Genomic DNA, 20,444 nt, shown 5'->3' on the forward strand with positions numbered 1-20,444 from the left:
CCGGTCAGTACCGGTAGTCGGCCAGATCCGTGGCGCCCTGACGGATATCGCCGTCGAGCATCAGCAGGGCAGGCACCATCTCGGAGGTGACCAGCCCATGACGGCCGGTCACGTCGTCGATGAGGTCGAAACACTGGCCGATGACCTCCGGGGTGTCGACGACGATGGTGGTCACCGGCACCCGGCGGCCGTACTGAATCAGCTTGTCGCCGTGAGGTTCATGATCACCGTGGAAGCCCCAGATGCCGCGCAGGACGGTGGCGCCGCCGACGGTGTTGGATTCCCACAGCCGCCGCACCAGTGCCCGGTGGACGGGGACACCGTCGTGGTGAGTGGAAGCGTCGGTGTGGATCGTCAGCTTCTGGCGTAGTTCACGGCCGTGTGCGTCGACAGCGGGCAGAGCCGGCGGCCGGCCCAGTAGTTGGCCGTCGCGTTTGAGCACCTGGATGCGTTCCACCGTCACCAGCGGCTGATCCATCAGGCCTCCGAGTTCGGGCAGCGCCTGCCGCGCCTGCGCGGCGGTGCCGACGGCGACGATCATGATCGGCACGTCGGTGTTGCCGCTGAAAAAGCGGGCCCGCCGCCGTCGGCCGTCGGCGGTCCCGTCCACACCGAGGAACACGGTCGCTCCGGCGAAGTGGTGGCGGTGCAAGAGATCGCACACCGCGTAGAAGGCGGCTGCGCCGTTGATCCGGCGCCGTCGCCCGACGTAGATGGTGAGCTTGACCCCGTTGTCTCCCTCGGGCAGCTCGCCGCTGTAGAGCCGGGCGCGCTCGAGGGTGATCAAACCGCGCTTGGTGATGGCGACAACGTCGTCGATCAGCCCGCCGATGGTCTCCGCGGTGTCGACGGCGGCGACCGCGATCGGCGGATCCTCCGACAGCGTCAGCGACTGGTCGCTGCGGATGACATGCCGTGGGCCGAAGCTGGCGATGCCGCGCAGCATCACACTGTCGGCGACCTGGCGCTGCGCGTACAGGTCGAGCATCGCCTCGGCCAGGAAGCGGGAACCGGCGCGCTGGCGTTCGCCGAAGAACGCGGTCAGTTTGAGATAGCTGTCGTTCACAGCAGCCCCGCAATCCACTGGCCGAGCATCGCCGCGGCGACACCCAGGACGACGCTGGCGACCAGATTGGCTATCGCGGGCCAGATCTGGCGTTCTTCGGTCAGCCGCTGCGTCTCCAGCATCCACGTCGAGAACGTGGTGTACGCACCGACGAAGGCGGTGCCGACCAGCAACGCGGCGTGGTGGCTGAGGGTGAGCCCGCTGACGAAGCCGAGCAGCACCGCGCCGCTGATGTTGACCGCCAGCGTGCCGAACGGGAACGAGCGTGCCGCCCGGCGCGCCACGGCGCGATCAACCATGAACCGGGCCACCGAACCCAGCCCGCCGATCAGCATCACCCCAGCCCAGATCGCGACGGTCACGCGCGGATCCTGACCCGGCGGACCAACGCCGTCGCGATGTAGACAGCCAGCAGGCCAGCGGCGATGCTGACCAGGCTGTATGCCGCTGCCAACCCGTAATGGTGGTGCTCGATCATCTTCAGCGTCTCGACCTGCATGGTCGAGAACGTCGTCAGCCCGCCGCAGAGGCCGGTGCCCAGCAGCGGGCGGCGGTAGCTCGACAGCGGCAGGCGTTCGAGCAGGCGCGTGGTGAAGTAGCCCAGCAGGAAGGCTCCCGCGATGTTGACACCGAAGGTCGCCCACGGCCAGCGCGCCGGGTCGTCGGCGAAGACCGTCGCGAGGATCGCGCGCGCCAGGGTTCCCACCGCGCCGCCGACGAACACGGCCGCCAGTTCCCGGTTGTCATGACCGAACATGGGCAACCCCCTTAACCGTCGATGAATCCGCGAGCAAGTATCACCCGAGGAAAGGCAGAATTGTCGCCATGGCGGCTAACCCCCGCGCCGGTAAGCCGGCGCTTCCCGAAGACCTCGTCGATCTGCCCCACCTCGTCACCGCGTACTACTCGGTGAATCCCGATCCCGACAACATCGACCAGCAGGTGGTGTTCGGCACCTCGGGACATCGCGGCTCCAGTCTGGACGGGGCGTTCAACGAGGCGCACATCCTGGCCACCACCCAGGCGATTGTGGAGTATCGAGCTGGGCAGGGCACCACCGGGCCGCTGTTCATCGGCCGCGACACCCATGGGCTGTCCGAGCCGGCGTGGGTCTCGGCTCTGGAGGTCTTGGCCGCCAATGACGTTGTCGCGATGATCGATTCGGCGGACCGCTACACTCCCACGCCGGCGGTCAGCCATGCCATCCTCGCCTTCAACCGCGGGCTGAGCTCGGGCCTGGCCGACGGGATCGTCGTGACCCCGTCGCACAACCCTCCTCGGGACGGCGGGTTCAAGTACAACCCACCCAACGGCGGCCCGGCCGACACTGACGCCACGGGCGCAATCGCGAAGCGCGCCAACGAGATTCTGCGTGGGGGTCTCAAGGACGTGAAGCGGATGCCGCTGGCCCGCGCGCTCTCACGCGCCGAGCGCCACGATTACATGGACGCCTACGTCAGCGATCTGCCCAACGTCGTCGATATCCATGCGATCCGCGCCGAGAAGATACGCATCGGGGCGGACCCGCTGGGCGGGGCCAGCGTGGACTATTGGGCGGCGATCGCCGAACGCCACGACCTCGACCTCACGGTGGTGAACCCGCTGGTCGATGCGACGTGGCGGTTCATGACGCTCGACACCGACGGCAAGATCCGGATGGACTGCAGCTCGCCGAACGCGATGGCCTCGCTGATCGCCAACCGGGAGTCCTATCAGATCGCCACCGGCAACGACGCCGATTCCGACCGGCACGGCATCGTCACCCCCGACGCCGGACTGATGAATCCCAACCACTATCTCGCGGTGGCGATCGACTATCTGTACTCGCACCGGCCGGACTGGCCGGCGAGCGTGGCTGTCGGCAAGACGGCCGTCAGCTCGTCGATCATCGACCGGGTGGTGGCCGGGCTGGGTCGCAAGCTCATCGAGGTGCCGGTGGGCTTCAAGTGGTTCGTCGACGGATTGATCAGCGGCACAATCGGTTTCGGTGGCGAAGAATCCGCGGGCGCGTCGTTCTTGCGCCGCGACGGTTCGGTGTGGACCACCGACAAGGACGGCATCATCCTGGCCCTGCTGGCCTCGGAGATCCAGGCGGTCACCGGCACATCGCCGTCGCAGCGCTACGCGGAACTGGCCGCCACATATGGCGCGCCGGTCTATGCCCGGGTCGACGCGCCGGCGAACCGGGAGCAGAAGGCACGGCTGGCCAAGTTGTCGCCGGAACAGGTCAGTGCGACCGAGTTGGCCGGTGAGCCGATCACCGCCAAGCTGACCTCCGCGCCGGGCAACGGTGCGCCGCTGGGCGGGTTGAAGGTGACCACCGCCGACGGATGGTTCGCCGCGCGGCCGTCGGGCACCGAGGACGTCTACAAGATCTACGCCGAGTCGTTCAAGGGACCTGAACACCTGGCAGAGGTCCAGGAGGCGGCGCGTGAAGTGGTGAATTCAGTCATCTCGTGAGCACCACATCGGGTGGATGTTGTTGACCGGTAGGTGTTTACGTGCGGTCAGGACAGATGTTCGAGGTGGCGGCATTCACCTGGAATGACGCGGCGCTGTCCGAAATCTGGTTCATGTCACTCAGCCGAGCTGCTACGGACTGCGGGGTGGCCCCGTCCCGGATCTGGCCGCAAGCCCAGTGGCCTTGGCTGATCAGCTCGCCATCTGGCTTACCGAAGTTGCCGTATTGACTCTTGTGGAGGGCGTCGAGATAGATCTGTTCGGGGTCATTTGCGCTCGACCCGCCCGAACATCCGGACAACGCGACGAGCAGCCAGACTAGGGCTGCGACGGCGCGGCCGCGCCGTAGCAGTCGCGGCGTGACGATGCTCGGCGACGAATAGCGACGACAAGATGCGGCCATATCACCACCCACCTGTTCTGTCTTGCTGACACGACTGTAAATTTCGCTCAGCGATTGGACAGCTCAATCACAGAATTGGGCGGAAGTTTCTCGCCCGCGGACCTACGGAAGGTCCGGTGACGACCTCGTCCCAGCAGGTCGGAGAACGTCGCCCGGTGCCGTCTGAATACAGTCATCTGGTGAGTTCCGTTGCCGAAGGTGACTGTCCTTCGGAAGCCGAGGAAAAGCTTCCGCGGGAGGTCTGGGTTCTGATCGCCGCCAACGCGGTGATCGCCTTGGGGTATGGCGTGGTGGCGCCGGTGCTGCCGCAGTTCGCCCGCAACTTCGGTGTGAGTATCAGCGCCGCGACGTTCGTGATCACCGCGTTCGCGTTGATGCGGCTGTGCTTCGCTCCGGCGTCGGGCATGTTGGTGCAGCGGCTGGGGGAGCGGCGGATCTACGTCAGCGGCCTGCTGATCGTGGCCCTGTCGACCGGGGCGTGCGCGTTCGCCCACACCTATTGGCAGCTGCTGGTGTTCCGGGCGCTCGGTGGGATCGGCTCGACGATGTTTTTCGTCTCCGCGCTGGGACTGATGATCCGGATCAGTCCGCACAATGCCCGCGGCCGGGTGGCGGGGATGTTCTCGTCGGCGTTCCTGGTCGGCTCGGTGGCCGGCCCGCTGCTCGGCAGCCTCACCGCCGGGCTTGGCTTGGCCGCGCCCTTCCTCATCTACGGCGCGGCCTTGCTGATCGCCGCGGCGGTGGTGTTCATCAATCTGCGGCATTCCCACCTCGCCGCACCGGCGCCGGCTGACGAACTCACGGTGACCCTGGGTGTGGCGCTGCGACACCCGGCTTATCGGGCGGCGCTGCTGTCGAACTTCGCGACCGGGTGGTCCGCCTTCGGGCTGCGGGTGGCGCTGGTGCCGCTGTTCATCACCGAGGCGCTGCACCGCGGGCCCGGGGTCGCCGGAGCGGCGCTGGCCACGTTCGCGGCCGGCAACGTGGCGGCGGTGATCCCCTCGGGCCGGTTCTCTGACCGGACCGGCCGTCGGCCGTTGCTGATCATCGGGCTGGGGATCTCGGGGCTGACGACGGCTGTGGTCGGGGCGGCGACGTCGCTGCCGATATTCCTGGTGGGTGCGTTCATCGCGGGAGCGGGCACGGGCGTGTTCACCGCGCCGCAGCAGGCCGCGGTGGCCGACATCATCGGCAAGGCCCGCGGCGGGACGGCGGTGGCGACCTTCCAGATGATGTCGGACCTGGGGTCGATCGCCGGATCACTCGGGGTGGGGGAGATCGCCCAGCATCTGTCGTTCGAGTGGGCGTTCGCGATCAGTGGGGCCATCCTGGTGTTGGCGTCGATCGGGTGGCTGCTGGCGCCGGAAACCCGGGACAGGCCGCCGCTGGAGCACACCCCGTCGCGGCCGCTTGGGCCAGAGGCCGCCGGCGAGCTGCCCTGAGCAGCGATTTTGAGGCGCGCGTGCCGGTGGTGTAACTTCGTTGAGCACACCTGGGGCTATGGCGCAGTTGGTAGCGCACCACACTGGCAGTGTGGGGGTCAGGGGTTCGAATCCCCTTAGCTCCACCAGGCAAAACAGCACTCGATTGAGTGCTCAGAAGGTCGTTTGACGACAGTTCTGACGACAGTTCGGTTCATCTCAGCCGTGAGCAGGAGCGCATCGCCCCCTTCTCATCAGCTCCCGGATGGCCGCCACGGCGCTGTCGGTCAACACAGTCCGCCCCTGCGGCGTGACGGCCCCTGCGGTGTGGCGGGGTGATGGCCATGCCATTGGTCCCAACCAACCAGCGGCGGTCAGCGTCCCCGCTCCGATCGTCGAATTTCCGTCACGCTGCAGCATGATGCCTGCTCGCGAACCGTGAGCCTCCCGGCCGGGGCATGTCGTGTCTCGGCTGGCGATCCTACGACTTGTCGTATCCTGACCGCCGGGAGGCAAGAGTCGGTTGAACGCAGCTCAGAGCGGAGATAGCCAGGCTCCTGGGGGTCCCTCTAGTGGTCTTCGCGACATACCAGAACCCCTACATGGAGAGACTGGTGTCGCGCTGTCCGGGCCACCAATATCGCCCATGGCACGCATTTCCCTGTACGACGACGTCCAATGGGAACTATTCATCCTTGAATGGGTGCATGCCCTGAGATCCGGCTACGTTCAGGTCAAGCGGTTCGGTGGAGCCGGTGACAGGGGCGCGGACATTGCGGCGTTCAAGACTGCAAACGGCCTAGAAGGTGCTTGGGACTGTTTCCAGTGCAAGCACTATGCAGAACCTCTCGCCCTAGGAGACATACTTCCCGAGATTCTGAAGATCTTCGTGGCAACTGTTGTCGGAGAGTGCGTTCTGCCGGACAGCTACCAGATCTTGGCTCCCCGCGGTTGCAGTACAAACTGCGGTCGGATGCTCAGCAGCCCGCAGAAGTTGAGGAAAAAGTTCCTCGACCACTTGGCCGACGACGACAGCACCCTCGCGAGGGGCCTTGAGTCGGACCTCGTCTCTTCGGTTCAGGAACTGGCGTCGGTCACGGATTTCTCGATGTTCCGATCCGTCGAGCTGACTGATGTGCTTGAACTGCATAAGACAACTTGTTGGTACAGCGACCGATTCGCCACAGCGCTTCAGCCGCGACCCGCTCATGTGCCAGCTCCCGGTGACTTGGCGACACACGAACGGAGATACGTACAACAACTGGTTGATGTTTACGCCGAAGCACACCCCGAGGAAAGCCTCCAACCCGAATCAGTGGCATCAAATCCCAGAGTGGGCGAACGCTTTCGCCGCCACCGCGAGAACTTCTACAAGGCGGAGGCGCTACGAGTGTACGCGCGGGATTCAGTGCCGCCGGGGACTTTTGAGCGATTGCAGGATGACATTCATTCGGGTGTTATCGATGTAGTCGAGGACCACCACGCCACGGGCCTGAGACGTTTGACGAGTGTGCTTTCGCTAGTTGGACAGCTGGATCTGAGTCGGCATCGTCTGATTTCGGTGGTCGAGATCGATGATCGACAGGGCATGTGCCACCAGCTGGCGAACGTCGATCGGATTCAATGGATGTCGCGCAATGAATGACTACGACAATCGGGCACCGAACGGTCCAGCGGGCGACCGTCGGAGGCCGCAAAGCATCAATGAATCGCCGCTGAACGGCCCTTTGGAGGTCGGCATCCGCGTGTTGATGATCTTGACCCAGGCCTTCCCAGCTGAACTCGACCTGAATCAGCTTGTCCTGCTTGATCACTTCGTGCTCCACAGCAGGGACGTCGGTGGCCCTGAAAGTCTGCATCCGGCTCTGCCGATCCGTGCAGGCGAGATTGCGGCCAAGCGTGAATCTATCGAGGCAGGAATTGGTCTTCTGCTGAGGCTGCATCTCGCCGAGATTGCGGTTGGAATGAACGGGGTGCGGTTTCTTGCCGGCGACGGCGCCCTGCACTTCGTGGGAGTCTTGGGCTCGTCGTACTCACATCGCTTGCGCGATCGTGTCGGATGGGTGTTGGGAAGTTTTCCCGATCTGGACGAAGCGAATCTGCGACGGCAGACAAAGGCGATATTCGATTCCTGGTCCGAAGAATTTCACTGGCCCGATACGGACGGGAACAATGGCAAACCGCATTAGCCTGACGCATCTGACTTTCGTGGGGCCCGGCAAGGCTCCAGCGACGGTTGATTTCGGGCCACGAACGACTGTCATCCATGGTCCCTCTGACACAGGGAAGTCGTTCATTGTCGACGCCATTGACTTCATGCTTCGTGGTTCCACTCTTCGGGAGATTCCGCAGCGCGCGGGCTACAGCACAGTCCTATTGGGAATTCGGACGCCGACTGGTGAAGACGTCACGCTCACCAGGGGGGTCGAGGGCGGCAGTTTTGGCTTGCTGGAGGGAGTACTGTGCGGCGCTTCTCTAAAGCGATCGGTGAGAGGCTTTCCGCGTGGCAGGTCCCTGATGGTGATGAGGTCCGTTATGACCGGGATGAGCAGGATCTGATAGCGGGCGATCAATTACGCTCTGCTCACGGTAAAGGCGTTCGCGCAATCCTCCACTCCGCCTTCACCATTGGCCTTGCTCAGTATTGCTTTGAAAATGATCTTCCACACCCTGGATTTGTCGTTCTGGATTCACCATTGGTGACCTATCGCCCACCGAAGCCTGGCGAAGCCGTCGATCGTGAGGTTCTCGACATCGGCATTGCTGCGCGGTTCTACGACGACATTCAGCAGTCGGTTGGTGGGCAGGTCATCATCATGGAGAACATGGATCCACCATCTGGACTCCGGAAGGAGTCAACCGACGTATTTTTCACAGGCGTTGCGGGGGAAGGCCGATTCGGCTTTTTTCCGTCTCAGCCGTTGCCGTCGTAACCAGAGACCTTTGATCTTTCGACAACGGCAACGTCATCGTCGGCTTGCGGCACTCGATCGCGCGTCGTTGCGGTCGACTTGTACGGACTCGAAGCTGAACGTATCCGCTGAATTCCATCAGGCGAACGCTACCCGGTTTCGTCGCCGAGGCTGTTGGAGGCGAACAGTGAGCCCATCGAGTCCAAAGCATCCCGTTGAACGGCTTCGATGACCTCGACATAGGTTCCCGTCGTCACCGTGATTGAGCTGTGGCGCAGAATCTTCTGAACCGTCGCCGGCTGAACTCCCATTGTGAAGAGCAGGGTGGCGCACGAGTGTCGGAGGTCGTGGACGCGAAGTTGCGGCACCTCCGCCTTCGCGCACAGGCTGTGGAACATTCGGTTGACGTTGCGCGGCTCCAACGCGCCGCCCTTAGGGGTCGTGAAAACCAGTCCCGTGTCGCGCCACGTTGATCCGGCGGCCAGGCGCTCCTCCAGCTGGCGCCGGCGGTGGTTAGTCAGAATCGGCACAAGCGTCCGAGGTACTGGCAGAACTGCGACGGATCCTTCAGTTTTGACGTTCTCAAGCTTCAGCTGGCCGTCCACGCGGTGCAACGCTCGCCTGATTGTAATCCGCTCAGCGTCTAGATCGACGTCGGACCATTGCAGCCCGAGCGCCTCACCACGACGGAGTCCCATCGACAGCGCGACTGCCCACAGTGCATAAAGTCGCGTCGTCTCAGCGGTCTTGAGAAAGCGCATCGCCTCAGCCCGCGTGAAAGAGCGCACCTTCCGGTCATCGGTCACGCGCAACTGAACGAGTCGGGCGACGTTGCGGCTTAACATCTCTTCGTCGACCGCATCCTGCAGAGCAGCCCGCAAAACGCGCAGAATGTGGCGAATCGAGCTGGCAGACAACGCGTCGTTGCAGCACTTGGCAGGCACGAGAGCGCAGCACCGTGCCTGCGACTTGCGCCCTCGCGCTGCGTCCTTCCCTTGGGCGCAGCATTGGCATCGGGTCTGCAATCCGGTCAGCCATGCGCGAATATGCGAGGCCTGCAGTGACTTCAGCTTCCGATTGCCAATTCCCGGGATGATGTGCAGGCGCACGTCGCCCTCATAGGTCGCATACGTCGTGCGCCGAACGCTAGGCTCCGCAATGTGCTCTAGCCAGTAGGTCATGTACTCAGCGACCGTCAACGTCGTTGTTGCAGTGGGTATGCCGCGTCGCTGTTGATCGAGAACCTTGCCGAGTTCGTCCAAGGCGGCACGCTCACTATCGCCGTAGACGCTGATGCGCTTCCGTCGTCCGTCCGGCGTGTCGACGAAGACTTTCGCCTCCCAGCGCCCATCACCTCGTCGGTACACGCCGCCCTGGCCGTTCGCGTTGCGACGTGCTTTCCCACCTGCAGCCATCACGCGGCTCCTTCAATCAAGCCGGATAGGTAGTCGTCGAAAGACTGCCGCACGATCCGCCGGCACCTACCGATCTGTACCGATCTGACACGTCCGTCCCAGATCAGCCGGTACACCATCCATCGACTGACTGCGAGACGATCCGCCGCGGCCTGCACGGTGATCAGCTCAGCACTGAATTCAGTATGCATCCGTTTTCCTCTCCGTGTGGAAGTAATTCGGAATGCCGGCGTACGGCTTGTGGGGGTGAAGTAACACATACGGGTTGTGCTGCGGGCGAGGCAATTTCAGCTACTCGCAGGGTCCCGGGACCGGTCTTCTCGCGATCGAATACGGGCGTAGTCATGTCGACCAGTCTGGTGGCGAGGATTGATCGTGCGTCCAGCGATTCGCACGGACGATGTGGCGATGTTCGATCATTCGGTGCGCCGCAGACACGACCAAAGTGCGTTCACCGAGATTGCCCAGCCCGGCTCGATCGAATGTCCATTCCACTTCTTCTTCGGCACCGTGAAGCGCCCGATCATGTTCGTCGGTCGCGAGGTCTGAGCGGTGGCGTTGCTCCCGAGTCCACTCAGCTCGATGCTCGCGCAGCGCACTCATCGTGGTGGAGAACAGCCGGGATTTGGTGGTGATATGCCCACGAAAGCCGAGAGTGTGCAGCCAGCGGTCTATCTCCGAGTAGGCGCCATGATCGGCTAGATCGAGAATTGTGGTCAGAATCGCCCGGATATGTGTGGGGACGTCTAAATCGGGAACGGCGAGCGGTGACATCCGTCGGACCCCAACGCCGAAGTCGGCGACGGATTTGGTCACGTACTTGGCCAGGTAGGCCGGGACCGACCGACGCGACTGGCGAGGTGTTGCCCCGCCGCAGTCACTACTGTCCGACCGCAATGGCCGCGCATCCGTCTGAGTGCCGAACTGTATTACACGGCTACTGATTTCAGCGCCGTGTGCTGGGGCGGCGACAGTGAGTGCGACGCCGCTTGCGGCCTGATGGATTAGGAGGGCCAGGTCGGTGGCTGTGATTGAGGACTTGGGTGGTGTTGGGGCTTGGCCCGGCTGTGGCGGCTCGTCGAGGCGGATTACGGCGTGGAAGTGCGGGATCGCCCGACGTTGCATCTCGGTCACCTTCACGAAATTGATTCGGGCAGCGGTGGGGGATTCGCCGAGCGCGCGTAAGCGTCTACGCAACAGCCGGCGCAGGGCGATGGTGAAGCGCCGCCACAGTTCAGGGGCATGCCAGGCGAACAGGACATGCCCCATGTAGTCGTAACAGTCCTCGCAGAGCGGCTGACCGACATGAGCATCGCCCTCGTGGTGGATGGAGCTGCACCACAGGGGTCTCCCGTGCTGGCAACGTTGGTGGGCATTCCGGCCCCGGTCGTGGCACCGCCGAGCCTGGCCTCGCTGGCCGTCATCGCGTGTGGTGTGCACGGCCCCGAAACTGGGCGCGGTCAGCGTGACGAACACCTGAGGGTGTTCGGCGACTGTGGGCGGCAGATCGTGATGGCCACCGTGCACGCCGGCGTGTACGAGTTGCCAGGTATCGCGGGCATAGAGATCAGAGCAGGACGGGCAGGCGACAGCGCGTCGGTTGTTGCATCGGGTCCACACCCGAAGCTCGCGACCGAAGCTGTCGGTTCCTGTCAGACGGATCGGATTCGCACAGAACCCAGCATTCTCCGCTTTATTCCACCAGGTCTCGAAGTCGCGGGAGGCGGCGCGACGCACCATCTGCGCCACCACGCCGATGGTGTCGGTACCGGCCGGAAGGCCTGGCAGTGTCGAAACCGCAATGCCCAGCGCAGCAGTGGTCACGACTGGCGACCTTCAGTCTCGGCGGTCCGAGGATGCGCTCTTGTGGGGGCAAAGCGAGCGACGAGATCATCAATGGCGGAATCGGTGACGTGGAAGGCCCGAACTCGCAACGGTTCAGCGTTGCCGTCAGTGCAGACGTAACCGACACCGGGAGTACCGGTGGAGATTCCATCACACAAGGCGCCGGCTTCTCGGGCGGCGGCTCCGAGCACCATCGCGGTCTGGGTGGCTTCACTCATGCGCAGCCCGACCCGGATGGAGAAGAGCTGCCGGATGGGCAAAACATCTTTAGACGGGTCCTGTACCGCGGCGACCACCGAGATACCGACTGCGCGGCCCTGGGACAGCAGCAGCCCCAGCAGCTGCTCAACCTCGGCGCGTGTTCTGCGGTCCCCGAGATAGGCAGTCAGCGAGGCGATTTCGTCGATAATCAATACAATCAGTGGTGCGGAGACACTCGGAGTGTGAAGCCGAGTCTTCCCCCGCAGCCGTTGCGCACGTTTCTGCATCACCGCGACAACCGCCCGCAGCGCAGCGAGTGTCTGTTCACCGTTGTCATGGGCGAGCGAGGTGAACAACACTTGTCCGCGCCCGAACTCCATCCCTCCCTTGGGATCTACGACGACGAGGCGTGCGCAGCCCGCCCGCACGGCGGGGCCGACGGCGGCAATGATTGACCAAAGCACCGAGCCCTTGCCCGAGCCGGTCGCGCCTGCGACCAAGATGTGCTGTCCCAGTAGCGGTAGGCGCCAACGCTCACCGGCCTCGGTGAGCCCCACCCACAGGCGGGACAGGTCCGGTGTGGTGCCCCTGGCCGGACGAGGAAGTTGGATGGGTGTCGTCAGCGGATCGCCGTGATGGGCGGTGATGCGGATCGAGCCCGGTCGGGTCGAGCGAATGGTCACCCGCTGGGCGCTCAGCGCTTCGGCTAACGCGTCACCTCGGGATTGCCAGTCGGCCAACGACTGGCCCGTGAGGATGCGTACCTCGAGAACGTCGCTCGTGACACCGATCGTCACCGAACGCAGAATCGGCACCATGACGTGACCGTCGAGACCGGCGGTCAGGCCACACAGCGTGCAGACCGTGGCCCATCGGCCTCGATAGATACCCCATGTGCGCCACTGGACCCGCAGACGTACCGTCACCCACTGACGGAACGTTTGGGGGGATAACAGAAACCAGCTGAACAATGCGAGAGCCGACCAGATCGCCGCCAAGAGGCCGACCAAGGGACCGCAAGTGACGGCCATCCAGACGCTTGTGATGGCCGGAATGCTGATCATCGGAAACAACACCGACGCCCATACCAGCGCAGCAGTCGCTTTGCCAAGCGCCGTGGCTGCACGGAGGGCAATGTCATCGGAGTCCGAGTGGTTCGGAAGAGAGCGGTTGGAGCGGTGAGCTCGTGGGTGGCCAGGCATGGCAGACCTTCCGGCAGGCTTGCGGGATCGGGGTAAGGAGAGGCTTCGGCCGAGCGGGCGCAGCACCACCGTCTCTTGGTGTTGCGGTGCTGCGCCCACTCGACGAAAGGGTCAGGCGGCCGGCTTGCTCGTGCCGCCGGGTACGCCGCTCGGTGACGCATTCCGAGGTGCGGCAACGACTCCCGCCAGTGGTGCACCTGAAGCGCGGATCGCTTCAGCGCGGAACGCGACTCCGCTGCGACTGTCCTGGCTCCACGGCAGGGCAACCAAGCCCTCGATGTGGATCGGCTGCCCGACCGTCACATTCGGGTCGCCGGCAACCGTCACGGTGATGACGTCGCCGCCCGTGGAGTCCAGCGCCATCACCTGGACCTGCCACAGCGGCAGACCCGTCTCGCGATCCAGCTTCGGCTGGCCGGTGTCAAACGCGATCCGCTGTTCGGGTGCCCGCGTGCACACAAATGACACACCGCCGGTGTTAATACGTAGTTTCATTCCAACTGTCCTTCCTGCTGTTTTCTCGCGACCGCTCGGCCGCGACCACCAGTTCAGGCGGACAACTCGGACATTCCCAGGGCATCAGTTAGACAAAGCGGACAGACGCCTGGACAACGCGGACACTCGGACGACAATCGCGCGCCAACTTTTGTGCTTTGGGCGTCGCTAACGCTGGCACCGCGCTCCTAGCATGAGCAGATCGAGAAGCTACCTGTTCCTAACCACGCACTGACGACGCGAATGAGTGAAAAGGGTTTCAGCGAAGCCAGACTCGCAACAGCCGCCGGTGTCGACGTCAAGACGGTGGGCCGCTGGGTCAGGGGTGAATCACTGCCCCAGGCGGTCAACGCGCGCGCCACCGCCGACGCACTGGGCTGTGATCCGCAGACGCTGTGGCCAGACATCTTTCCCACCCTGCGCCCACCTGGTACCGGCACGGTCGCGGTCAGTGTGTACCGAAGCCGCGCGGACGTCCCTGTCGCCGTGTGGACCCAACTGTTCGGCGGCGCCGCCGAGCAGATCGACATCCTGGTCTACGGGGGCACCTTCCTCTTCGACGGCATTCCCAGGTTCTGCTCAACGCTCGCAGTCGCGGCCGAACGCGGAGTCGCCATTCGCTTCATCGTGGGTGATCCCGATTGCGCTGCGGTAAGCCAACGCGGGGAAGAGGAGACGATTGGCTCAGTTCTAGCAGCTCGCTGCCAGATCACACTCGCACGATTGGCTTCACTCGCCGACGCCCCAGGCTTGGAGGTGCGCACACACGCCACACCGCTGTACACGTCGATGTTCCGCGCGGACAACACCCTGATTGCCAACCCGCACCTATACGGTGCTCCCGCCAGCGACAATCCCGTCCTCTTTATTCGACGTGACGACGCGCCCGAGCTGTGGCGCGATCACCAACTCTCTTTCGAACGGGTGTGGAACACCGCCCAACCATTACCCACGCACGCCTGACCTGCCGATTGGAGAACCGTATGGCCCGGACCGACTACTACAACGATCCCCACGCGCCAGCCGCAAACAGTGTGGTGCCCTCCACTACCGCCGTCGTCACCGATTCACATGATCGCATCGTGCTAATTCGCCGCCGCGACAATAACCTTTGGGCATTGCCGGGTGGCGCAATGGAATTGGGCGAATCCATCGTCGACGCGGCGGTTCGTGAAGTGAAAGAGGAAACCGGTCTCGACGTCGAGATCAGCGGACTCATCGGCGTCTACACCAATCCTCGCCACGTTATGGCCTACGCCGACGGTGAAGTCCGTCAACAGTTCTCGCTGTGCTTCACCACCCGGCTGCTCGGTGGACAGTTGCGAGTCGACTCGGAAAGCACCGACATCGCCTGGACGTCACCAGGCGAACTTGCATCTTTGGACGTCCACCCCTCGATGCGGCTGCGCATTCAGCACTACCTTCAACGCCGCGACAGCCCATACCTCGGGTAGCCCGGCAAGGTCGTCTCTAGCCGGCGGAGGCACTAACTCGTGCTGCCGCCGCCAACAGGCTCGGCGCCGCCCGCTCGATCGCACGATGCACAGGATCCCCATCGGGGTAACGCGACAGGATCTCCGTGACTCGATCTTCAGCTCGCACAGGCGAGCCCTGCGGGCCAGTGGTCAAGTCCGCGCACGTCAGCACGTCTAGTAACAACGACGGAGGTGCCGTGAACTCGGCCAGCGCGTCTAAGAGGCCGCGCTCCCGCGCCTCGAACACCGCGCCCGTGTGATAGGCCACCAGCGAGACCACCACTGCGGGAAAGCCCTCGTCGCGGACGAACACTGCGCCGTCGACGGGGTGGAAACCAGTCGATCGAACTGACGGCGCATAGCCAACATCGTGAAGCCACGCGGCAGCCACCACCGCGTCGGCATCCATGGCGCCCAAGCCGACGACCAATCGCTCCGCCGTCGCCGCGACTCCGCAGACATGGGCCCACCGATGCGGCAGATCGGCCAGTCGCTCCTCGGCGATCGCCCGTGCACGTGCCGCGTCCGTCACCACGATGCAAGTCTACGAATGTGCCCGACACAGCACCGACGCGATTTGGGCGAAAGATCCACGCCGCGGCGGCTCCCGTCCGCTGGCGCTCCCGTCCGCCACCACGGACCGAAAAATGCCTATCGGATCGAGGCTGTGAGAACTTTCTCTACTGTTATCAAGAACAGGTTCTCAGCCCACTTCGGGATCGCCATGAGTGGCGTCCACAAAGCGGTCGATGGCCCTATCGATTCGATCCCGAGCGACTTCACCCGATATTCGCCCACTGCTGAACGCCGCCAAATTGGCAAGCCACACATCAGCGATCAGCCCCGCTAGTCGCTGGTCTCTGACCGTGGGCTCGCCGCCGCTCAAAGTCCTTGCCAGCAGACCTTCAATGACGTCGATCGCTTCATCGGTGGCTGCGGCGGCGGTGTGGTCGGCGAGGACGAAGGCGCGCGTCACCGCCTCGGTCAAGCGCGGGTCTTGGTTGCCATTCGGTGTGCAGGCAGTCGACGAGCAAGCGAAGGCGTTCGCGCGGTGTCGACGCGGTGACGGTCCAATCGCGGCTGTTTCCAAACTCTTGGAACTCGCGGGTCAACGCCGACACCAAGAGGTGGATCTTGGAGGGGAAGTACCGGTACAGCGTGCTGACGCCGATTCCGACCTGCGCGGCCACCGCGCGAACGTGCACAGCCTCGTAACCGCCGCTAACTGCCAGCATCATCGCGGCATCTACTGCACTGTTACGGCGGTACGTGTCGACACCGCCAAGGTCGGCCGCCCTATCGGGGCGATGCTGCCTCAACTTCGAAGCCATGCTGCCAACGCCACGCTCAGACGCTGTGATCACCAATTGGTTGGTGAAGCGCGCCGGCTAGCCGATCAAACAGGTCCTCGAATCCGCTCACGTCGCCGTGCGCAGCGAAATGATCGACACCCACCGTCACGAAGACTGCGCTGGCGGTGAACCGGGTGATGCCATCGTGACTGACTCCCGTTCCGCTGACGTGAAGAGCACGTCCTTGGCGGCCGGTGATCTGGGCAGTAATCCTGTGCGGTTCGTGCAACGGGACAGGTCGCAGATACTCCACTGTCAGACTGCGTGTCACCGCGGGCGTGCCGGCCACCCACAACGTGAAGCCCAGTACGTCGTCACAGGCTGTCGCTACTGCGCCGCCGTGCGCCAGTCCTGGGGCGCCGATATGGCGCTCATCGAACGTCACATCGCTGTAGACCTCGTCACCGTCGCGATAGACAACCAGCTGCAATCCATGCGAATTCGCGGGCCCGCACCCGGTACACGTCGAGGTATGCGGAGGCAGTAGATATGGCCCCGGATGTGCTGTGTCACCCATCGTCATCCCCTTGTTTCGCACTGATTCGCGATATCGTCGGGCCCGCACCGCAACTGCAACGAGCCTTCGTTTGGCAGCTTCTGGACGCACCAAGACCCTCCCGCGTAGACACGACGGCCATGCCTACCGACCAGGGTGTTCTCCGTAACCGCGGACAAACCTACGAACAGTTTCGCTACGCTACTCTTGGTACCATACCTTGACGCCTGCTGGAAACGCCGCCCGCAGGTCCCATTTTCCGAAGGGACAACGCAGTGAGCACTCAACCGGCGGCATACGCAGACGACGATGATGACATCGACCCCCGCCGGATCAGGTCGCGTAACCGACTGCTCGACGCGGCGGCGGCACTCCTCACCACCGGGGGAATCGAAGCCGTCACGATCGACGCGGTGACCAAAGCCTCCAAGGTGGCTCGCACCACCCTCTATCGGCATTTCGCAAGCTCATCACAGTTGCTGGCGGCCACATTCGAGCGCCTGCTGCCGCACGTCACTACACCGACACCCGACGAGGGGTCGCTGCGGCAGAGGCTGATTGAAATCCTCAGCCGGCAGGCCGCACTCTTTGCCGATGCCCCGATCCAGGTCACCACGCTGGCTTGGGTCGCCCTTGGGCCCACCGATCCTGCTGCTGACGGCACCGCAGATGAGGACAGCCCGGCTGGCAGCCTGCGTTCTAGGGTCGTCGAGCAATACCGCAAACCGTTCGACGAAATCCTGTCGAGCGACCAGGCTCGCGAAGAACTTGACGAATTCGACCTCGAATTGGCTGAGTGCCAGCTCGTCGGTCCGCTGGTCTTCGCACGCATGACCGGACTCTGCACCATCAGCCGTGACCAGTGCGTCCGCATCGTCGACGACTTTCTGGCCGCACACTCACGCACCCGAACCGAGGCGTGACGGCGAATTGGTAGGTGCGCCGGCGGTTCGCCTGCGGCTTGTCGTCGCTGGGACCGGGCGGCTCGCACTGGGCCTGGCTGAAACTTCCTGGTGACCCTGCGTCATCGCCATCCGCCAGCCGCGCTGAGAAAACGCTACTAACAGTTTCAAAACGCTATGTAGCGTTGTGCTACTATAGGTACACTTATGAGGTTCAGTCGACCACGATCCAGTGAGCCCGTCATATGAAAACCCCTGTCCGCGTGAGTCGTTCGTCGAATCGCGCCGCTGTTGGTCGCACGCTGAATCACTGGCGGCACCATCCACCGTTACGAACGGCCGGGACCGTGGCGCTGGCCCTGGTCGTAGTAGTGGTATCGACGGTCTACCTGCAATTTCACGGTGAGTTCACTCCGGCCATGCACTTGACCCTGGTGTCGGATCGCGCTGGGCTGGTCATGGAGCCCGGGGCAAAAGTGACCTACAACGGCGTCGAAATCGGCCGGGTCGCCGCGGTGCGCGCGATCCAGCAAGATGACACCACCAAGGCGAAACTGTCCCTGGACGTCGCTCCAAAGTACATCGAGCTGATCCCGGCCAACGTGACCGCCGAGATCAAGGCCAGCACGGTATTCGGCAACAAGTATGTAGCCTTCCGTAGCCCGTCGAGACCGGCATCTGCGCGCGTGTCGAGCTCGCAGGTGATCGACGTCTCGCACGTGACGACCGAATTCAACACCCTGTTCGAAACCTTGATGTCGATCGCGCAGAAAGTCGATCCCGTCAAACTCAACCTGACTCTTGCGGCCACCGCCGAGGCACTGGACGGGCACGGCCTCGACTTCGGCCGATCAATCATCGCGGGCAATGCTGTCCTCGACGACATCAACCCTGAAATGCCGCAGATCCGCGAAGACATCAAACGCCTTACCGACCTCGCCGACGTCTATGCCCAATCCTCACCCGATTTCTGGAAATTCCTCAACAATGCAGCGACCACGGCAGGCACCGTCAATGAGCAGCGAGCCGATCTCGATGCGGCGCTGCTGGCTGCCGCGGGCTTCGGCAACGCTGGCGCTGACATCGTGGGGCGGGGAAGTCCCTACCTGGTGCGAGGTCTGGCTGACCTGGTGACGACCACCGGCACCTTGAACACCTACAGTCCCGAATTCCTGTGCAGCATAAGAAATTATGCTGCGATCCTGCCGCAGACTGTTGAATCCGCAGGCGGCAACGGCTACTCGATCGACTTCCGTATCGGGCTCACCGGTGCGCCGAATCCGTACGTCTATCCGGATAACCTGCCCCGTTCCAATGCGCGAGGCGGCCCGGGCGGCGCCCCTGGATGTTGGCAGACAGTCACCAAGGATTTCTGGCCCGCCCCTTACCTGGTAGCCGACACCGGCGCATCACTGGCTCCCTACAACCACCTCGAACTCGGGCAGCCATTGCTTACCGAATATGTGTGGGGACGCCAGGTCGGTGAAAACACCATCAATCCCTAGGACGAGCAGGCCTGCGGACCCACCGGTCCACGACTACGTCGAAGCGGCGCTCAGCGGCCTCGATACATAGAATCGTCATATTCCGATGGAACTGGGAGACAGCGACATTGGGGCGGCATGCAGTCGCTCAGGAAGCGCTTCCTCGCCGGACGCGTAAGGGAATCGAAACAGGTCCTCGCAGTGAAGGATTGGTACCCCAGCGCACGGGTCCAGCAAGCTCCAGGCCGTCGAGTTCGTCCAGCAGATGGTCCACCGCTGTGATCACTTCGAGTCGTGCGAGATGAGCGCCCAGACAAAAGTGAAGTCCATGGCCGAATGCCAGGTGCCCGGTCGTGTCGCGATGAGGGTCGAACCGATCGGGGTCGCTGAACTTCGCCGGGTCTCGGTTCGCCGAGGCATAGAAGAGCAACGCCTTTGCGCCCTTAGGGATTACCGTGTCGCCGATCCGATAGGGCGCGGTAGCGGTTCTGGTGACCCACTGCACCGGCGAGCCCCAACGCGCGGTCTCCTCGACCGCCGGGCGAAGCAGGCTGCGGTCGGCTTTCAACGTCAGGAAGAACTCGCGGTCCTCGGCGAGCCTGACGAGCAGCATGCCCAACAGGTTTGTAGTGGTCTCGTTGCCGGCGACCAGAAGGATGAGCGCGTAGAAGAAAGCTTCCTGATCGCTGAGCTCGCCGGATTCTTTGGCTGCCTGCAACCAACCCAAGAGATCGTCTGCCGACGTGCTGGACCGCCGGCCCATCTCGACGTCTATGAAGCTGCGCATCTGCACGTAGGACTGAAGTAGCGAACCGACGTATCGCATGACCTCGTGCACCGACCGCGGTCCGAATAGTCTCGCGAACTTGTTGGATACGGTGCGAAAGGCCGGCCACTGAGGATGGGGAATACCCAAGATTGTGGCAATGACGTTGATGGGCATGGGGATCGTCAGCGCCGCGACCATGTCAATGACGTCGCCGTCTCGCAGTGGCCTGATCGCCTCATCGGACAACGCGCGAATATCTGTGGCCAGAGTCTGTACCGAACGCTTGCTGAACATGGGCGCGGTCAGATGCCGCAGGCGGGTGTGATCGGGTGGGTCTGTGGTGAGTACAGCACTGGTGACAAACGACCGCAGCATGATGCCGTCCCTCGACGAGAACACCTCATTGTTGCGAACGGCCTTGTGCACGTCCTCGTAGCGCCCCATCATCCAGACGCCGAGCCGCTCGTTGACGACCACCGGATGCTCACGAATGCGCAGCAGCTCGGGATAGGGGTCGGCGATGTTCTCGGCGAGCGTCGGATCGAA

General features: G+C 63.5%; 24 protein-coding genes and 1 tRNA gene. 11 read left to right on the plus strand and 14 right to left on the minus strand.

Annotated elements, in window-relative coordinates:
* Positions 1 to 4: 4 nt before the first annotated feature.
* The 3 genes from BST42_RS00240 to crcB (BST42_RS00250) are packed head-to-tail and all read right to left on the minus strand — an operon-like array spanning position 5 to position 1,823.
* Positions 5 to 1,066: a putative PII-like signaling protein gene (locus BST42_RS00240; protein ID WP_083116589.1), complete on the minus strand. Its 1,062-nt coding sequence runs from the start codon at positions 1,064 to 1,066 to the stop codon at positions 5 to 7.
* Entirely contained in the window at positions 1,063 to 1,401 is a 339-nt protein-coding gene (gene crcB / locus BST42_RS00245; protein WP_237159200.1) for a fluoride efflux transporter CrcB, read from the minus strand. Before crcB (BST42_RS00245) ends, BST42_RS00240 begins: the two co-directional genes overlap by 4 nt.
* A gap of 23 nt (positions 1,402 to 1,424) precedes the next feature.
* Positions 1,425 to 1,823, minus strand: a complete 399-nt coding sequence (crcB, locus tag BST42_RS00250; protein WP_083116591.1) for a fluoride efflux transporter CrcB — start codon at positions 1,821 to 1,823, stop codon at positions 1,425 to 1,427.
* A gap of 68 nt (positions 1,824 to 1,891) precedes the next feature.
* On the opposite strand from crcB (BST42_RS00250), the gene pgm reads away from it, so the two are divergent.
* Positions 1,892 to 3,526, plus strand: a complete 1,635-nt coding sequence (pgm, locus tag BST42_RS00255) for a phosphoglucomutase (alpha-D-glucose-1,6-bisphosphate-dependent) (protein ID WP_083116592.1) — start codon at positions 1,892 to 1,894, stop codon at positions 3,524 to 3,526.
* Positions 3,527 to 3,563: 37 nt separating this feature from the next.
* Here pgm and BST42_RS00260 read toward each other — a convergent pair whose 3' ends face one another.
* Entirely contained in the window at positions 3,564 to 3,929 is a 366-nt protein-coding gene (locus BST42_RS00260; protein WP_083116593.1) for a DUF732 domain-containing protein, read from the minus strand.
* 179 nt (positions 3,930 to 4,108) lie between these two features.
* Between BST42_RS00260 and BST42_RS00265 the strand changes: the two genes are divergently transcribed.
* The 6 genes from BST42_RS00265 (at position 4,109) to BST42_RS29265 (ending at position 8,283) form a co-directional block, all read left to right on the plus strand.
* Positions 4,109 to 5,371, plus strand: a complete 1,263-nt coding sequence (locus BST42_RS00265; RefSeq protein ID WP_083116594.1) for an MFS transporter — start codon at positions 4,109 to 4,111, stop codon at positions 5,369 to 5,371.
* Between the two features lie 52 nt (positions 5,372 to 5,423).
* Positions 5,424 to 5,499 (plus strand) — tRNA-Ala (locus BST42_RS00270).
* 497 nt (positions 5,500 to 5,996) lie between these two features.
* Positions 5,997 to 6,995 (plus strand): ABC-three component system protein, encoded by a 999-nt coding sequence (locus tag BST42_RS00275; protein WP_051659898.1) that lies wholly within the window; start codon positions 5,997 to 5,999, stop codon positions 6,993 to 6,995.
* Positions 6,988 to 7,539 (plus strand): ABC-three component system middle component 2, encoded by a 552-nt coding sequence (locus BST42_RS00280; protein WP_051659897.1) that lies wholly within the window; start codon positions 6,988 to 6,990, stop codon positions 7,537 to 7,539. Before BST42_RS00275 ends, BST42_RS00280 begins: the two co-directional genes overlap by 8 nt.
* Positions 7,523 to 7,909 (plus strand): ATP-binding protein, encoded by a 387-nt coding sequence (locus tag BST42_RS30410; RefSeq protein ID WP_036339737.1) that lies wholly within the window; start codon positions 7,523 to 7,525, stop codon positions 7,907 to 7,909. Before BST42_RS00280 ends, BST42_RS30410 begins: the two co-directional genes overlap by 17 nt.
* A complete protein-coding gene (locus BST42_RS29265) occupies positions 7,813 to 8,283 on the plus strand; it encodes a hypothetical protein (RefSeq protein ID WP_125477408.1) in 471 nt (156 codons plus the stop codon). The genes BST42_RS30410 and BST42_RS29265 overlap by 97 nt, the downstream gene beginning before the upstream one ends.
* A 128-nt stretch (positions 8,284 to 8,411) precedes the next feature.
* Here BST42_RS29265 and BST42_RS00295 read toward each other — a convergent pair whose 3' ends face one another.
* The 5 genes from BST42_RS00295 to BST42_RS00315 all read right to left on the minus strand — a co-directional run bounded on the left by BST42_RS00295 (position 8,412) and on the right by BST42_RS00315 (position 13,420).
* Positions 8,412 to 9,677: a tyrosine-type recombinase/integrase gene (locus BST42_RS00295; protein ID WP_036345900.1), complete on the minus strand. Its 1,266-nt coding sequence runs from the start codon at positions 9,675 to 9,677 to the stop codon at positions 8,412 to 8,414.
* The gene (locus BST42_RS30415; protein ID WP_081844992.1) at positions 9,677 to 9,937 is read right to left on the minus strand and encodes an excisionase family DNA-binding protein; all 261 of its coding nucleotides are present in this window, start codon (positions 9,935 to 9,937) and stop codon (positions 9,677 to 9,679) included. The genes BST42_RS00295 and BST42_RS30415 overlap by 1 nt, the downstream gene beginning before the upstream one ends.
* Before the next feature lie 82 nt (positions 9,938 to 10,019).
* A complete protein-coding gene (locus BST42_RS29485; RefSeq protein WP_047329668.1) occupies positions 10,020 to 11,501 on the minus strand; it encodes a replication initiator in 1,482 nt (493 codons plus the stop codon).
* A complete protein-coding gene (locus tag BST42_RS00310) occupies positions 11,498 to 13,024 on the minus strand; it encodes an FtsK/SpoIIIE domain-containing protein (RefSeq protein WP_225933664.1) in 1,527 nt (508 codons plus the stop codon). The genes BST42_RS29485 and BST42_RS00310 overlap by 4 nt, the downstream gene beginning before the upstream one ends.
* Positions 13,025 to 13,036: 12 nt before the next feature.
* Positions 13,037 to 13,420: a hypothetical protein gene (locus BST42_RS00315; RefSeq protein WP_036339731.1), complete on the minus strand. Its 384-nt coding sequence runs from the start codon at positions 13,418 to 13,420 to the stop codon at positions 13,037 to 13,039.
* Between the two features lie 243 nt (positions 13,421 to 13,663).
* Between BST42_RS00315 and BST42_RS00320 the strand changes: the two genes are divergently transcribed.
* Both BST42_RS00320 and BST42_RS00325 read left to right on the plus strand, forming a co-directional pair.
* Positions 13,664 to 14,383, plus strand: coding sequence for a helix-turn-helix domain-containing protein (locus BST42_RS00320; protein WP_047329669.1), 720 nt, complete (start codon positions 13,664 to 13,666; stop codon positions 14,381 to 14,383).
* A gap of 20 nt (positions 14,384 to 14,403) precedes the next feature.
* On the plus strand, positions 14,404 to 14,874 hold the full coding sequence (locus tag BST42_RS00325; protein WP_036339726.1) for an NUDIX hydrolase: 471 nt from the start codon (positions 14,404 to 14,406) through the stop codon (positions 14,872 to 14,874).
* A 16-nt stretch (positions 14,875 to 14,890) separates the two neighbouring features.
* Here BST42_RS00325 and BST42_RS00330 read toward each other — a convergent pair whose 3' ends face one another.
* The 4 genes from BST42_RS00330 to BST42_RS00340 all read right to left on the minus strand — a co-directional run bounded on the left by BST42_RS00330 (position 14,891) and on the right by BST42_RS00340 (position 16,764).
* Positions 14,891 to 15,433: an HD domain-containing protein gene (locus BST42_RS00330; RefSeq protein ID WP_036339723.1), complete on the minus strand. Its 543-nt coding sequence runs from the start codon at positions 15,431 to 15,433 to the stop codon at positions 14,891 to 14,893.
* 165 nt (positions 15,434 to 15,598) lie between these two features.
* Positions 15,599 to 15,883: a hypothetical protein gene (locus BST42_RS29980; protein ID WP_225509175.1), complete on the minus strand. Its 285-nt coding sequence runs from the start codon at positions 15,881 to 15,883 to the stop codon at positions 15,599 to 15,601.
* Positions 15,819 to 16,226 carry a TetR/AcrR family transcriptional regulator gene (locus tag BST42_RS29985; protein WP_225933665.1) on the minus strand — a complete coding sequence of 136 codons (408 nt, stop codon included), beginning with the start codon at positions 16,224 to 16,226 and terminating at the stop codon, positions 15,819 to 15,821. Before BST42_RS29985 ends, BST42_RS29980 begins: the two co-directional genes overlap by 65 nt.
* Before the next feature lie 16 nt (positions 16,227 to 16,242).
* A complete protein-coding gene (locus tag BST42_RS00340; RefSeq protein ID WP_047333248.1) occupies positions 16,243 to 16,764 on the minus strand; it encodes a PaaI family thioesterase in 522 nt (173 codons plus the stop codon).
* A gap of 254 nt (positions 16,765 to 17,018) precedes the next feature.
* Between BST42_RS00340 and BST42_RS00345 the strand changes: the two genes are divergently transcribed.
* Positions 17,019 to 17,666, plus strand: a complete 648-nt coding sequence (locus BST42_RS00345; RefSeq protein WP_036339721.1) for a TetR/AcrR family transcriptional regulator — start codon at positions 17,019 to 17,021, stop codon at positions 17,664 to 17,666.
* Positions 17,667 to 17,992: 326 nt separating this feature from the next.
* On the plus strand, positions 17,993 to 19,150 hold the full coding sequence (locus tag BST42_RS00350) for an MCE family protein (RefSeq protein WP_230986017.1): 1,158 nt from the start codon (positions 17,993 to 17,995) through the stop codon (positions 19,148 to 19,150).
* Positions 19,151 to 19,277: 127 nt separating this feature from the next.
* Here BST42_RS00350 and BST42_RS00355 read toward each other — a convergent pair whose 3' ends face one another.
* Complete coding sequence (locus BST42_RS00355) at positions 19,278 to 20,375, minus strand: cytochrome P450 (RefSeq protein WP_232248313.1); 1,098 nt, start codon at positions 20,373 to 20,375, stop codon at positions 19,278 to 19,280.
* Positions 20,376 to 20,444 lie beyond the last annotated feature (69 nt).

This window comes from Mycolicibacterium rhodesiae (genome assembly GCF_002086695.1).
GTDB lineage: Bacteria > Actinomycetota > Actinomycetes > Mycobacteriales > Mycobacteriaceae > Mycobacterium > Mycobacterium rhodesiae.